General features: G+C 72.2%; 12 protein-coding genes. 8 read left to right on the top strand and 4 right to left on the bottom strand.

Features of this window, described 5'->3' with window-relative positions:
- Window positions 1–374 precede the first annotated feature (374 nt).
- The 3 genes from dacB (at window position 375) to tilS (ending at window position 3,937) form a co-directional block, all read left to right on the top strand.
- Window positions 375–1,772, top strand: coding sequence for a D-alanyl-D-alanine carboxypeptidase/D-alanyl-D-alanine endopeptidase (gene dacB, locus ACLQ28_RS19410; protein ID WP_425687690.1), 1,398 nt, complete (start codon window positions 375–377; stop codon window positions 1,770–1,772).
- 91 nt (window positions 1,773–1,863) lie between these two features.
- Window positions 1,864–2,934 carry a zinc-dependent metalloprotease gene (locus ACLQ28_RS19405; RefSeq protein WP_425687689.1) on the top strand — a complete coding sequence of 357 codons (1,071 nt, stop codon included), beginning with the start codon at window positions 1,864–1,866 and terminating at the stop codon, window positions 2,932–2,934.
- Window positions 2,935–2,944: 10 nt separating this feature from the next.
- Window positions 2,945–3,937 (top strand): tRNA lysidine(34) synthetase TilS, encoded by a 993-nt coding sequence (gene tilS, locus ACLQ28_RS19400; protein ID WP_425687688.1) that lies wholly within the window; start codon window positions 2,945–2,947, stop codon window positions 3,935–3,937.
- A gap of 138 nt (window positions 3,938–4,075) precedes the next feature.
- On the opposite strand, the gene ACLQ28_RS19395 is transcribed toward tilS, so the two are convergent.
- Window positions 4,076–5,038, bottom strand: coding sequence for a GlxA family transcriptional regulator (locus ACLQ28_RS19395; RefSeq protein WP_425687687.1), 963 nt, complete (start codon window positions 5,036–5,038; stop codon window positions 4,076–4,078).
- Between the two features lie 42 nt (window positions 5,039–5,080).
- Here ACLQ28_RS19395 and ACLQ28_RS19390 point away from each other — a divergent pair, with 42 nt between their 5' ends.
- From ACLQ28_RS19390 to folE, 4 genes are all read left to right on the top strand, one after another.
- Window positions 5,081–5,326: a hypothetical protein gene (locus ACLQ28_RS19390; protein ID WP_425687791.1), complete on the top strand. Its 246-nt coding sequence runs from the start codon at window positions 5,081–5,083 to the stop codon at window positions 5,324–5,326.
- A 100-nt stretch (window positions 5,327–5,426) separates the two neighbouring features.
- The gene (gene hpt / locus ACLQ28_RS19385) at window positions 5,427–6,002 is read left to right on the top strand and encodes a hypoxanthine phosphoribosyltransferase (protein WP_425687686.1); all 576 of its coding nucleotides are present in this window, start codon (window positions 5,427–5,429) and stop codon (window positions 6,000–6,002) included.
- Window positions 6,003–6,475: 473 nt separating this feature from the next.
- Entirely contained in the window at window positions 6,476–8,491 is a 2,016-nt protein-coding gene (gene ftsH, locus ACLQ28_RS19380; protein WP_425687685.1) for an ATP-dependent zinc metalloprotease FtsH, read from the top strand.
- 35 nt (window positions 8,492–8,526) lie between these two features.
- On the top strand, window positions 8,527–9,192 hold the full coding sequence (folE, locus tag ACLQ28_RS19375; protein WP_425687781.1) for a GTP cyclohydrolase I FolE: 666 nt from the start codon (window positions 8,527–8,529) through the stop codon (window positions 9,190–9,192).
- A gap of 88 nt (window positions 9,193–9,280) precedes the next feature.
- Here the strand turns inward: folE and ACLQ28_RS19370 are convergent, their stop codons facing one another.
- Window positions 9,281–10,000 carry a hypothetical protein gene (locus ACLQ28_RS19370; RefSeq protein ID WP_425687684.1) on the bottom strand — a complete coding sequence of 240 codons (720 nt, stop codon included), beginning with the start codon at window positions 9,998–10,000 and terminating at the stop codon, window positions 9,281–9,283.
- A 28-nt stretch (window positions 10,001–10,028) separates the two neighbouring features.
- Window positions 10,029–12,590 carry an FtsK/SpoIIIE domain-containing protein gene (locus ACLQ28_RS19365; protein WP_425687683.1) on the bottom strand — a complete coding sequence of 854 codons (2,562 nt, stop codon included), beginning with the start codon at window positions 12,588–12,590 and terminating at the stop codon, window positions 10,029–10,031.
- 194 nt (window positions 12,591–12,784) lie between these two features.
- On the opposite strand from ACLQ28_RS19365, the gene ACLQ28_RS19360 reads away from it, so the two are divergent.
- Complete coding sequence (locus ACLQ28_RS19360; protein ID WP_425687780.1) at window positions 12,785–13,342, top strand: hypothetical protein; 558 nt, start codon at window positions 12,785–12,787, stop codon at window positions 13,340–13,342.
- A gap of 2 nt (window positions 13,343–13,344) precedes the next feature.
- Here the strand turns inward: ACLQ28_RS19360 and ACLQ28_RS19355 are convergent, their stop codons facing one another.
- Window positions 13,345–13,944: a hypothetical protein gene (locus ACLQ28_RS19355; protein WP_425687682.1), complete on the bottom strand. Its 600-nt coding sequence runs from the start codon at window positions 13,942–13,944 to the stop codon at window positions 13,345–13,347.
- Between the last annotated feature and the right edge of the window lies 1 nt (window position 13,945).

Here is a 13,945-nt window from a genome sequence, read left to right as displayed (position 1 = left end):
TGCCCGAGAGGCCCCCGCCAGCGCCCTGGCGCCCGCCGGCCGGGTCAGCCCCGCCCGGCCCGAACATCGGTCGCTTCCCGGTAGTCGGCGGTGATCGGCCGGCGAGCGGCCCGCCGCGCGGCAGTGCCGCGGTTCCCACCAGCCCAGCCCGGGGCGGCCCGCCGCGCGGAAGCGCTGGGGTTCCGGTCAGCCCGGCCCCGTCCCGCCCGTCGTCCGGTCACGGGCCGGCCGCCCCCAACCCCACCGGTGTCCCGCCGCTTGGTCCGCCGATCTCCGCGCTGCCCGCGCCCGCAGGTGCCGCGCCGGCACCCCCGCCCGCAGGTGCCGCGCCGGCACCCCAGCCCGTCGCACCGCGCCGCCGGCGGCGGCTGCCGGTGGTGCTGGCCGTCGTGCTGCTGCTGGTGCTCGCCGGCGTCGGAGTCGTCGTCACCCGGCCCGGCCCGGTCGCCGGTTGGCTGGGCGACGACGCGGGGTCCGCGCCGAGTGCCATTGGGGTGCCCCCGGAGCCCGACCCGTCGGACGTGCTGCCCGGCCCGGACCCGAACGCCCCGGTGCCCTCCCCCGACAGGGTTCGTGCCGCACTTGACCCGCTGGTCGGGGTCGCCGCCCTGGGCGATCGGGTGAACGTCTCGGTGGCCGATGTCATCACCGGCCAGACGTTGTTCGACAAGGGCGCTGACGACGGCACCGTGCCCGCCTCGGTGACCAAGTTGGCGACCGCGGTGACCGTGCTGGCGGCCCGTGGACCTGGCTACCGGATCCCGACTCGCGCGGTGGCCGGCGCGAAGGCCGGCGAGGTGGTGATCATCGGTGGCGGCGATCCCACGCTCGCGGTCGGCAAGAAAGGCTACTACCCGGGGGCGGCGCGTCTCGACGATCTGGCCGCCCAGGTGCGTACCGCGCTCGGCGGCACCACCCCGACAAGTGTCACCATCGACGGCTCGGTCTACTCCGGCCCGGTCTACGGTCCGGGCTGGGACCCCGACATCCCCACCGGTGGTTCTGGCGGCGCGGTGACGGCGTTGATGACCGACGGCGGGCGCAGGGACCCGGGCGTCGAGCACGGGGCTGCCGCTCGGTTCGCCGAGCCGGACCTGGCCGCCGGCCGGTCGTTCGCCCGGCTGCTCGGCGTGCCGACCAACGCCGTGAAGGTCGGCACGGCCCCGGCGCCGGCCGCATCCGGTGGCACCCCGGCACCGGGTACCGAGCTGGGTGTGGTGCAGTCTCCGCCGATGATCCGACTGGTCGACATCATGATCAACGAAAGTGACAACCTGGTGGCCGAGGCGCTGGCCCGTCAGGTCGCGCTGGCCCGCAACCAGCCGGCCTCGTTCGACGGGGGCGCTGCCGCGATGGACGCGGAGGTGGCCGAGCTGGGCCTGCCCGCCGACGAGATCACTCTCTCCGACGGCAGTGGGCTGTCCCGACGTAACCGGATCAGCCCGTCGTTGCTGACCGACCTGGTCCGACTGGCGGCCAGCCCGGACCATCCGGAATTGGCCGGCGTCTTCGGCGGCCTGCCGGTGGGCGGCTGGTCCGGCACTCTGGACGAGCGTTACCGCAACGCCGGCACCGCAACCGGGGCGGGCAGCGTCCGCGCGAAGACCGGCACGCTGAGCGCCGTGCACTCCATTGCGGGCCTGGTCACCACCGCCGATGGTCGGCTGCTCACGTTCGCGGTGCTCACCGACCAGGTGCCTGGCGGGAAGGAGACCGCCCAACCGGCGCTGGATCGGATCACCGCCGCGTTGGCCGGCTGCGGCTGCCGCTGACGAGGGCTTCCGGCCCCAACCGGAGCCGCCATCGGCGTCCATCGCGTGCGCGAGCCCGGGCGGGGTGTCGCGGCGCGGGTACGGTGGGTCCATGGCGCAGTTCGTGGACTGGGATCTGGCCGCCGCCACAGCGGGGGCGTTGAGCAAGTCGGGCCCCCGGGTGTCGTACGCCGAGGCCACCGACGTGGTCGGCGACCTGCGCCGGCTGACCGATGAGGCGGCCGGGCACGTGGCCGACTACACGGGGTTGCGGTCGCAGGTGGCGCACCCGCCGGTCCGGGTGGTCGATCGGCGGGACTGGGCGGCGACCAACATCGCCGGTCTTCGCGAGGTGATCACTCCGCTGGTCAGCCGGCTCTCCGGCGACAAGCAGCCGGGCGCGTTGACCGAGGCGATCGGGTCCCGGCTGACCGGGGTGCAGGCCGGGACCGTGCTGGCCTACCTTTCCGGCCGGGTGCTCGGCCAGTACGAGGTCTTCTCGGCTGACCCGGGCCAACTGCTGCTGGTCGCACCGAACATCGTCGAGGTGGAGCGCAAGCTCGGCGCCGACCCACGGGACTTCCGGCTCTGGGTGTGCCTGCACGAGGTCACCCACCGGACGCAGTTCACCGCCGTCCCGTGGATGCGGGCGTACTTCCTCAGCGAGGTGCAGGCCTTCGTCGACGCCTCGTCCAGCGGGAGCGAGCATCTCGTCGAGCGGCTGCGGCGCGGGGTGGCGACGCTCTCCGACGCGGTCCGTGATCCGGAGGGCCGCACCAGCGTGCTGGACATCGTGCAGACCCCGGCGCAGCGGGCGGTGCTCGACCGGCTCACCGCGTTGATGACCCTGCTGGAGGGGCACGCCGAGTTCGTCATGGACGGCGTCGGTCCGCAGGTGATCCCGAGCGTGGAGCGCATCCGGGCGTCGTTCAACCGTCGCCGGGAGGCGGGCAACCCGCTGGAGAAGGCGATCCGCCGGCTGCTCGGGGTGGACGTCAAGATGCGCCAGTACGCCGAGGGGCGCAAGTTCGTGCACGGCGTGGTGGAGAGGGTCGGCATGGACGGGTTCAACTCGATCTTCAACTCGCCGCTCACCCTGCCCCGGCTGTCCGAGTTGGGCGACCCGGATGCCTGGGTGGCCCGGGTGCACGGCCCGGCCGGGCCCATCCCGGCCGCTGGCTGATCACCCACCGGTGGCCGCGCTCGCCCCACCGGTGGCCGCGATCCGGGTGGCGGTCCGTCGCGCCCTGACCGGTCTGTCGCCCGGCGGGCCGGTGCTGGTCGCCTGCTCCGGTGGTGCCGATTCGCTGGCCCTCGCGGCGGCCACCGTGTTCGTGGCGCCTCGGCTGGGCCGCACCGCAGTGCTCGTCAGCGTGGACCACGGCTTGCAGGACGGCTCCGCGGAGCGCGCCGAGGCGGTGGCCGACTGGGCCCGTGGGGTCGGGTTCGCGTCGGCGACCGTGGCGCGGGTGGAGGTGGCCGGGCGTCCGGGCGGGCCGGAGGCGGCCGCCCGGGAGGCCCGCTACCAGGCGCTGACCGAGGCGGCCCGGCAGCAGAACGCGGTCGCGGTGCTGACCGGGCACACCCGCGACGACCAGGCGGAGACGGTGCTGCTCGCGCTTGCCCGGGGCGCCGGGCCACGAGGGCTGGCCGGAATGCCCGCCGGGCGGGACCTGGACGGGGTGCCGCTGCTGCGTCCGCTGCTGGAGGTCGGTCGGGAACAGACGCGCGCCGCGTGTGCCGTGCTCGGGCTGACTCCGTGGCAGGACCCGCACAACACCGACCCGTCGTACGCCCGGTCCCGGGTACGGGCCGACCTGCTGCCGGCGCTGGTGCGGGCGCTCGGGCCCGGCGTGGTGGACAACCTCGCGCGCACCGCCCGGCTGGTGGCGGCCGACAACGCCGCGCTCGACGAGTTGGCGGCGACGGCGCTGGCGGCGGCCCGGTGCCCCGATGGAGGGCTGTCCGTGCCGGCGCTGCTCGGCCTGGTCCCCGCCGTACGCGGCCGGGTGCTGCACTCCTGGGCCCGCGAGCTGGGCGCGCTGCCCGGTGCCCTGTCGCACCGGCACGTCGCTGCCCTGGACGCCCTGGTGACCGATTGGCGCGGTCAGGGCCCGACCGATCTGCCGGGCGGTGTCCGGGTGCTCCGCCGCGACGGCCGGCTGGCCTCGGTGCGCCCCACCTGACCTGACCGGCCTCCTTTGCTCTACCGGCCTCCTTTGCTCTGCTTCAACCCACGCAACACCGCGGGCCCTCGGGTGTTTCCTGGAGTGAAGCAGAGCAAAGGCCGTGTGGGTGGTGGTGCTCCGCCGGGACGGCTGGGCTCAGTTGCTGTGCGTCCGGTCCCGGAAGGTGGTCCGGTAGCTGTGTGGGGTGGCGCCGACCCGGCGGCTGAAGTGGTGGCGTAGCGCCGCAGCGTCGCCGAAGCCGGCCTGGTCGGCGACCGCCTCCACGCTCAACGGGGTTTCCTCGAGCAGCCGCCGGGCGAGCAGCACCCGCTGGTTGGTGAGCCAGTCGTGCGGGGTGGTGCCGGTCTCGGCGCGGAACCGCCGGGCGAACGTACGCGGTGCCATGCCGGCGCGGGCGGCCAGCTCCTCCACGGTGATCGTCCGGTCCAGGTGACCCATCAGCCACTCCAGCACCGGCTCCAGGGTGGGCGCCTCCGGTGCCTTCGGGATGGGCGCCTCCACGTACTGGGACTGGCCGCCGTCGCGGTGCGGCGGGACAACCATCCGCCGAGCCAGCCGGGTCGCCGTGGTCGAGCCGTGCTCCTGGCGGATCAGGTGCAGGCAGGCGTCGATGCCGGCCGCCGTGCCGGCGCTGGTGAGAAGCCGACCGTCCTGGACGTAGAGCGAGTTGCAGCGCACCCGGGCGCGCGGGTGCCGGCGTTGCAGCTCGTCCACGTACCGCCAGTGGGTCGTGCATTCCCGGTCGTCGAGCAGCCCGGCCTCGCCGAGGAGGAAGGCGCCGGAGCAGACGCTGAACAGGTGCGCGCCGCGCGCGTCGGCCCGGCGCAGCGCGTCGAGCACCGGGCCGGGAGCGGTGACGCCCTGGCCGTGCGCGGGGATGGCCACCAGGTCGGCCTCGTCGACGGGGCCGAGGTCGGCGTGCGGGGTGAGGTGGAAGCCGGACGACGTACGCACGGGGGCACCGTCGGGGCTGCAGACCTGGAAGCGGTAGCCGGGGAAGCCGTCGGCGGTCCGGTCGGTGCCGAACACCTCGGCGAGCACGCCGAGCTCGAAGGGGGCGACCTGGTCGAGGGCGAGGACGGCGACGGACCGGAGCATGTGACGAGGGTAACCCGACACGTGGCAGTAAATCGATGCCCAATGGCATTCCTGCCACTGTCCGGTCGATGCGAGTGGCCGCAAACTGGTTCCAGTCCGGTGCGCACCGGCGGCGAAACCGACAGCAAACATGCGAAAGCGAGCGCCGCCATGGAGTTCCTGTTCTTCCTCCTGTTCCTCGTCCTGCTCGTCGCCGCCTCGGCGGCCGGCCTCACCACCGACAGCCACGATTCGGCCGACTGGAAGCCCAGCGACGACGGCCGCCGCTGGCGGTCACGCACCAACTGATGCGATTAGCGCAGTTTGCCCAAAAAAACCCTGGCGGGACCGCGCCAAAAGGTGCGGCCCCGCCGACGGAGGCCATCCGACGTACGGCAGGCTAGGAGTCATGGCTGACGGCTCCTGGTACGACGCCGACATCGACCACGTGATCATCTCCGAGGCGCAGATCCGCGAGAAGACGGCGGAACTGGCCAAGCAGGTCTCCGCCGACTACGCCCACGTGGACGACGGACTGCTGCTGGTATGCGTACTCAAGGGTGCGGTGATGTTCATGGCGGACTTCGCCCGGGCGCTGGGCCGCAGCGGCCCGCCGGCCGAGCTCGACTTCATGGCCATCTCCTCCTACGGCCAGGGCACCACCTCCTCCGGGGTGGTCCGCATCCTCAAGGACCTGGATCGGGACATCGCCGGTCGGCACGTGGTGGTCGTCGAGGACATCGTCGACTCCGGGCTCACTCTCTCCTGGCTGCTGCGCTACCTGGAGTCGCGCTCGGCGGCGAGCGTGGAGGTCGTCGCGCTGTTCCGCAAGCCGGACGCGGTCAAGGTGCCGGTACCGGTGAAATACGTCGGCTTCGACATCCCCACGGAGTTCGTGGTCGGCTACGGCCTGGACTTCGGTGAGCGCTACCGGGAGCTGCCGTACGTCGGGGTGCTCAAGCCCGAGGTCTACGCCCGCTCCTGACGCCGGACCCGATCTGTCGGGGTGACCCGGTGGCGGCGTGAGGCCGATTCGCATCGGCGTTCATCAAGCCGACGTTCAGCGCGCTCTCAGCTGTTGCGGTTACGGTGGACCCCGGTGGCTTGGAGGTTGTTCCGGGTCCGACCCCCTCGATCGCGTGACCGGGCGTTCAGGTGGCTGGGCCGGACTCCCCGCCACGCCGGTTTCAACCCGGACCCGTCGTACGTTCGTTGCGGGGCTGGTGGGCCTGCCCGCAGTGCGTGCCGTCGATCTCGAAGGTGTGCCGAGTGCGGGGCTCGCAAGCTCGCACCTCGCGTACACGGTGTACCGTCGAATGACCGCGGCGCGGCAGTTTTCGCGCTTCGGGGTCGAGGCCGGCCCGTAGGGCGGCTTCGGCCGCCGCTCACGCGGCGACACCATCAGACGGTCAGGACGTCGATCAGGAGGATGCGGGCGCTCCGGCGCTCGACAACAGTATGGAACGTACGCGTTTCTTCCGCCGACCGGTGGTCTGGATCATCCTGGTCATCCTCGGCGCCGTTGTGCTCAGTCAGCTGTTCACCGCTGGTCCCAGCTACCACCGCGTGGACACTTCCGTTGCGCTCGATCAGCTGCACACCGCCAAGATCAATAAGGTGGTCTTCCAGGACAAGGAGCAGACGCTCCAGCTGGACCTGGCTCAGAAGACCAAGTTCGGCAAGACCGAGACCAACAAGATCGAGGCCCAATTCCCGTACCAGGTCGGCGACCAGATCTGGAACGAGGTGCTGGACGCCAAGGCGGCCAACCGGGTCACCGGCCCGGCCGACGCCAAGGTCTCGTCGGACAGCATCTGGGTGAGCCTGCTGGTCAACCTGCTGCCGATCGCGTTGCTCGTTCTCCTGCTGCTGTTCTTCATGTCGCAGATGCAGGGTGGCGGCTCCCGGGTGCTCAACTTCGGCAAGTCCAAGGCGAAGATGATCACCAAGGACACTCCGAAGACGACCTTCGCGGACGTCGCGGGTGCCGAGGAGGCCGTCGAGGAGCTGTACGAGATCAAGGACTTCCTGCAGAACCCTGCGAAGTACCAGGCTCTGGGCGCCAAGATCCCGAAGGGCGTGCTGCTGTTCGGCCCGCCCGGCACCGGCAAGACGCTGCTGGCCCGCGCGGTCGCCGGCGAGGCCGGAGTGCCGTTCTACTCCATCTCCGGCTCCGACTTCGTCGAGATGTTCGTCGGTGTCGGCGCCAGCCGGGTCCGTGACCTGTTCGAGCAGGCCAAGACGAACGCCCCGGCGATCGTCTTCGTCGACGAGATCGACGCCGTCGGCCGGCACCGCGGCGCTGGCATGGGTGGCGGTCACGACGAGCGCGAGCAGACGCTCAACCAGCTGCTCGTCGAGATGGACGGCTTCGACACCAAGGGCGGGGTCATCCTGATCGCGGCCACCAACCGGCCGGACATCCTCGACCCGGCGCTGCTGCGCCCGGGCCGGTTCGACCGGCAGATCCCGGTGGACGCCCCCGACATGGAGGGCCGCAAGGCCATCCTGCGGGTGCACGCCAAGGGCAAGCCGTTCACCCCCGACGTCGACCTCGACGCGGTGGCGCGACGCACCCCGGGCTTCAGCGGCGCCGACCTGGCCAACGTGATCAACGAGTCGGCCCTGCTCACCGCCCGCAAGGACCAGCGGGCGATCACCAACGACTCGCTGGAAGAGTCGATCGACCGGGTGATCGCCGGTCCGCAGCGACGGACCCGCGTGATGGGCGACCAGGAAAAGAAGATCACCGCGTACCACGAGGGTGGGCACGCGCTGGTCGCCTGGGCGCTGCCGCACGCCGCGCCGGTGCACAAGGTGACGATCCTGTCCCGTGGCCGCTCGCTGGGCCACACCCTGGTGCTCCCGACCGAGGACAAGTACACCCAGACCCGCGCCGAGATGATCGACACCCTGGCGTACGCGCTGGGCGGTCGGGCCGCCGAGGAACTGGTCTTCCACGAGCCCACCACCGGTGCCGGCAACGACATCGAGAAGGCCACCCAACTGGCCCGCGCGATGATCACCCAGTACGGCATGAGCTCCAAGCTCGGCGCGATCAAGTACGGCACCAGCGGGGACGAGCCGTTCCTCGGCCGCAACATGGGCCACGAGCGGGACTACTCGGACTCGGTGGCCGCCGAGATCGATGGCGAGATGCGGGCACTTGTCGAGCTGGCGCACGACGAGGCCTGGGAGATCCTGGTGGAATACCGGGATGTCCTGGACAACATCGTGCTCGAGCTGATGGAGAAGGAAACTCTCTCCACGGCCGACATGGCGCGGATCTGCTCCCGGGTGGTCAAGCGCCCGCCGCTGGCACCGTACAACGGCTTCGGCAAGCGCCAACCCTCCACCGAGCCGCCCGTGCTCACCCCTGCGGAGAAGGACAAGCTCAAGGTGCAGGCCCAGGCCGACGGCGCGCAGGCGTCGGTCGGTGGGGCGCCGTCCAACAACTCGGACGGCACGCACTGAGCAACGACCCGACGGCCAGCTCCCCGCACCGGGAGCTGGCCGTCTCCGCAACCGAGCCCGACGGCGACGACGGGCTGGACTACGTGGCCGCACGGCTGATCAGCGGCAAGCTGACCGGTCGCCCGGTCGAGGACGCGGTCGACCTGGGCCGCATCGAGAAGGCCGTCCGAGAGATCCTGATCGCGGTCGGCGAGGACCCGGACCGCGACGGGCTCCAGCAGACCCCGGCCCGGGTCGCCCGCGCGTACGCCGAGCTGTTCGCCGGCCTGCGGGTCGACCCGGCTCAGGTGCTCAGCACCACCTTCGAGGCCAACCACGAAGAGCTGGTGATCGTCCGGGACATCGACGTGATGAGCCTCTGCGAGCACCACCTGCTGCCGTTCCGGGGCAGCGCGCACATCGGTTACATCCCCGGCCCGGACGGACGGATCACCGGCCTGTCCAAGCTGGCCCGGCTGGTCGAGGTCTTCGCCCGCCGGCCCCAGGTGCAGGAACGGCTCACCTCCCAGGTCGCCGACCTGCTGATGAGCAAACTCGCCCCACGCGGCGTCGTCGTCGTGCTGGAGTGCGAGCACATGTGCATGGCGATGCGCGGCATCCAAAAATCCGGTGCCAAGACCATCACCTCAGCGGTACGCGGCATCCTCCAGACGGACTCCAAGTCCCGCGCAGAGGCGATGGCGCTGATCATCCCCCGCTGACACCACGCTGCACCACGGCCGGCCGACTCCCTCCCGGGACGGCCGGCCGTTTCGTTCCGGCCCGTCCCCCCGAACAACCGGGGGCAGGTCAGCCGGCGAGCAGGGCCAGCAGCAGGCCCGCCGTGACCAGCACCGCCGGCACCAGGCACACCAGCGCGCCAAAGCGCACCGTACGGTCCAGCCGCTCCGTGGGGCTGACGCGGAACAACCGCCCAATGCCCACCCAACCGGCGGCGAACGCGACCGCCGGCATCGGCAGCCCGCAGATCAGCGCCGCCACACTGGCCGGCCCCACCCCCGTCGCCACGTACACCACGATCTGGATCAGCGGCACCAACAGCGCCAACGGCCCGTACACCAGAAGGTTGCGCGCCCGCGTGGGCCAGGACCCCGGCCGGAACCGGCGGCGCGCGGCCAGAGCCGCATCCGCCATCTCGGCCCGGCCCCGCGCGGCCCGCAGCGCCGCCAGCACGGCCGCCGGACCGCCCGCCATCGACCGAGACGCCTCAGTCAGCTCCGGCGGCGACGGCACCAGGGAAATCGCGGGTACGCCCAACTCACGCAGCCGTTCCTGTTGGCTCGCCAGCCCGGTACGGACCACCGTCAGCTCCTCGCGGGCGGCCTGGGCAGACCGGGCCTGCTCACCGGCCGCGGCAGCCGCGCTGCGGCGAACCCCGTCCAGCTGACGGGCGGCGGCCAAGTATTCCGACCAGGCTGTGCTGGGCTCGACCGTCGCTGGCGTGGCGTCCCCGCTCGCCGCAACGACCCGCTGCCGCCCCGGCCCGGTCACCGTCGCCTTCGGAACCATCTCGACACCCCCCGCCAGCGCCACCGGATCACCCGGCCTCATCGGCAAACGGCACCAGGACCGTGCCCCGCTCGTCCGGACCGTCCCAGAGCACCGCCCGGTCGGGGCGAGCCCGCCACTCCACCGGCCGGCCGAAGACTGCGGCGAGCTGCGCGACCGGCACGTCCAGCACGGCCACGGCGGCCAACTTGTCGACCTCGCCCTCCGGCTCGAGCAGCGCGGCGAACGGCGGCACCGCGCGCCACCAGCCCAGCAGATGTCTGCCCGCCGGTGGCCCGTCCCGCAGCAGCGCACGCAGCCGGTCCATCGGCAGCTCCCGTGGGCCCGGCCGGTCCAGCCCGAAGACCACCAGATACGTCGGCAGTTCGTCGGCCGTATCCGCGAGCAGCGTCGGCAAATCCACCAACTCGGCCGAATGCCGGGTCGCCAACTCGGCAGTCAATGTCTCCGCCAGCGCTCGGGCGCCCGGGTCCGGTGCCGCCACCAGGAAGCGGGCGGTGCCCGCCGAATGGTGGTCCGCGGTGCTCCGGGCCGCCGTCGCCAGCAGCCCACCCGCCGCAGCGCCCGACCCGAGCACTGCCAGGTTGCGGCCAGCCGCCGGCCCCAACGGCACGGCGACCGTCGAGCGGGCCACGTCCACCGCGCGGCCCAGCAGGGCGGCCGGCCCGTGTGCCTGCCCCGCCAAGGCGGCCCGGTGCCGCGGATCGTTGCCGAGCAGAGGGCGGGCGTACCCGGCGAAGACCACCGGCGGCACCGACCCGGTTGGCCGGGCCGCCCACAGCTCGTGCCGCAACGCCTCCACAACCGCCGGGTGGTCCTGCGGATCGGGGTGCCGGATCAGCCGCTCGTGACCTCGTGTCGCACCCCGGGGGCCGCCGAGGCCACCGGCGGTATTCACCACCGCGCTGCCCACCGGCAGGCCCGCAGCCGAGTCATTCGTCGGCTCCAACACCGGACTTCCGCCTGGCAGCGCCACCCGCACCGGGAACTGCCCCAGCACCGAATCCCGATGGCCGGCATCCGCGCGGGCACTCAACCCCAACTCGCCCGCGCCCGCCAACACCAGGTGCACGCCGTACGCCCGACCGGCCCGAGCCAGCGCGTCCAACTGGGCGGCCACCTCAGTGGCCAGTCGGTCCCGCTCGGCGAAGAGCAGCGGCACATTGTCCAACACACAGACGATCCGGGGCAGCGGCTGGTGCTGACGTAACTCCGCGAAGCGTTGCCCGCCGGCCCGCGCCCCGGCCTGCGCCCGGCGTTGCACCTCGGCCGTCAACTCGTCGAGCAGATCCCGGACATATTCCCGGTCGGCCGCCATCGCAGCGGCACGCACCTGCGGAATCCACGACCGGTCCCGCTCGGTCTGCAGAAACTCCACGAACGACTCACCGTCGCCGAGATCCACCAGGTAGAGCGCCAGGTCGTCCGGGCCGTACCGGGCGGCCAGGCCGAGCAGCGCGGTGGTCAGGAACGCCGCACGACCCCCCGCCGACCGACCGCTGACCAGCCAGTGCGGAGTCAGCTCCGTGAAACCCAGCGGCACCGCCCGGCCCCCGGCATCACCGACCGTCGCGGTCAGCCCGTCCGCGGAATCCGACTCCCACAGCCGTTCACCCGTCGGCGGCAGCAGAGCCGCCAACGCCAACCGCGAGCCGGCCTCCACCTGCTCGGCGAGCCGCCGACAAACCGCGTCGACCAGCTCGGCCGGCGGGTCCGACTCGACGAAGACCGGTGAGTTCAACCCGCCCGGCGGATCCGCGCCCGGGCTGGCGAAGGACGCCGACGGCGGGTCGCCGAGCAGCGCGTACGCGTTGCGCAGCGCCAGCGACGTCGTGTGCGGCAGCGGTGCCCGGGTCGCGTACGGGCCGGCGGGAGGCCACCCGGCCACCACCAGGTGCAGCCCCGCGGCCGGCCCCTGCTCAGCCAGCGCCTCGATCCGCGCCAGATCGGTCAGGCCGGTCGACTCCGGCAACGCGGCGACCACCAGCAACAGCGTGCGGTCGTGGCGGCGTCGCCCACTCGCCCCCGGCGTGACCCACTGCTCCGCCTCCGTCAGCACCGCGCGCAGACCCGCCACGTCCACCGCCGGCGGCGGCAGCAGGCCAGCATCAGCGAGCGCTGCAAACGGAGTCAGCGCCGTACCCGTGGCATCCACCGCCCGGACCAGCAGGGCACCCGCCGGTGCCGCACCCAGCAACCGCAGGAGTACGGCCCGGAGCAACCCCGCCACCCGCGGCTCCCGAGCGTCAGCGTCCACGCTGAGATGACCGGTGCCGACCAGCGGCACCAACGCGGGAAAGCGAGCGTCGTCCAATGGCGCCGCCGTGCCGACCCGGAGGAACGGCGGCGGGCCGTCACCCGCCGGAGAGTCCACAGTGAGGGAGTCCAACGCGGCACCTGACCAGCCCGGAGCCAGCCGCGCCGCGACCGCCCGGAGGCGATCGGCCAGCTCGTACTGGCGGCGCTGGTCGGCCGGAGCCGGCCGGGTCTCGTCCAGGATCCCGGCGGCAGCGGTCGCGACAGCCGCTGCGCGGCGATGCAGGGCTGCGGCGCGGTTCGTGCGAGCCTTCGGACCGGCCACCGCATCCACCCCCTCTGCCTGAGGTTGGCAACCCCTCCCCGAGCAGAACGGTATCCCAGCCGAGGCCGCTCCTCCGGGAGGTGCCACGGCAATGCGCCGGTGATGTCGTGGATCTCACTGGTGGGGAGGGGTCCGTCACGATCCGCTCGATCTGAGGCATTGGCTCCGGGGCGTCCAGCCGATAGCTTCAGGAGGTGGAATCAGTGCAGCCCCCCGCCGGTTCCCAGGTCTCCCGCGTACCGGCCCAACGGACACCGTCCGAGCAACTGCCGCCGGCCTCGGAAACGCCACAGCCGCAGCCGCCGCGCCGCCGCACGCGGACGGTGCTCACGGTCGTCGCCGCAGTGCTCGCCCTGCTCTGCCTCGGCGGGCTCGCTGTGGGCTTTGTGCTGTACAACCGCGCGTCAGCCCCCGATCGCAGTGCACCCGACGTGGTGGTGGACAACTATCTGCGTGCGTTTCTCGTGGATCGCAACGACGTGAGAGCAAACCTCTTCGCCTGCGAGGGCGGGTCGCAGTTGGAGGCGCTACGGTCCCTAAGGACCGATCTGCTCGCGCGTGAGCAACAACTCGGTGTCGCCATCATGGTTAGCTGGGGCAGCCTGGACGTCATTGATCAGGGCAATACCACCACTGTCGTGACGGTCATTCGGCGCAGTGCCACGGTAGATGGAGTTCAGCAGAGCCTGACAGATAAGTGGCGATTTGATGTGGAAGAGCATGATAGCTGGCGAGTGTGTGGCGCTACACAGGTCAGCTGACGTCATTCAATCCACAGCAGGTGAACCGGGACCTCCAACGTGGTGGGTGACTGGCCGCGCCAGGCCCAGCGGTACCACTCCACCTCGGGCGTGATCCGCACGCAGATGTCGCCCTCGGCGCCCGAGTAGGTCTCGGTGACTGCTCGTAGGTCGCGGTGCTCCAGACCGCCCTCGACGTGCACCACCCGGCGTCCGGTGACGGCGTCCGCCTCGAAGACGGGAGTGGGGGCTCGGTGTGCCGGACCGTCCAGCGAGACCAACCGGATGCCGGTTTCGCGGGTGCCCTCCGTCTCTGACCGGCTGCCGACCGTCTCCACCCAGACTCGCTCCACCGGCACCAGCGGCGCGAACACCTCGACCTGATCGGCCTCGGCCCGGTACCACTCGTGCTCGGGGATCACCGGCACATAGGTCCGGGCGCCCTGCACCACCCGGTCGTCCGCGCGCAGGTCGCCCCGCCAACCCAGCCCGGGCAGACCGACCAGTACGCGGCGCCCACGCAACTCCACGCGCTCGGTGGCGGGAACGATGGCCATCGGGCGGGGTGGCCGAGGTGCCCAGTCGGGTTGGTCGGCGAACGGGTCCGGCAACGGTCCGGTCATG

Origin of the sequence: Micromonospora sp. DT201, assembly GCF_049841575.1 — a bacterium.
In the GTDB taxonomy this organism is placed as follows: Bacteria; Actinomycetota; Actinomycetes; order Mycobacteriales; family Micromonosporaceae; genus Micromonospora.
The sequence above is the reverse complement of the archived record's forward strand: the minus strand, read 5'-3'. Positions and strand labels throughout refer to the sequence as shown.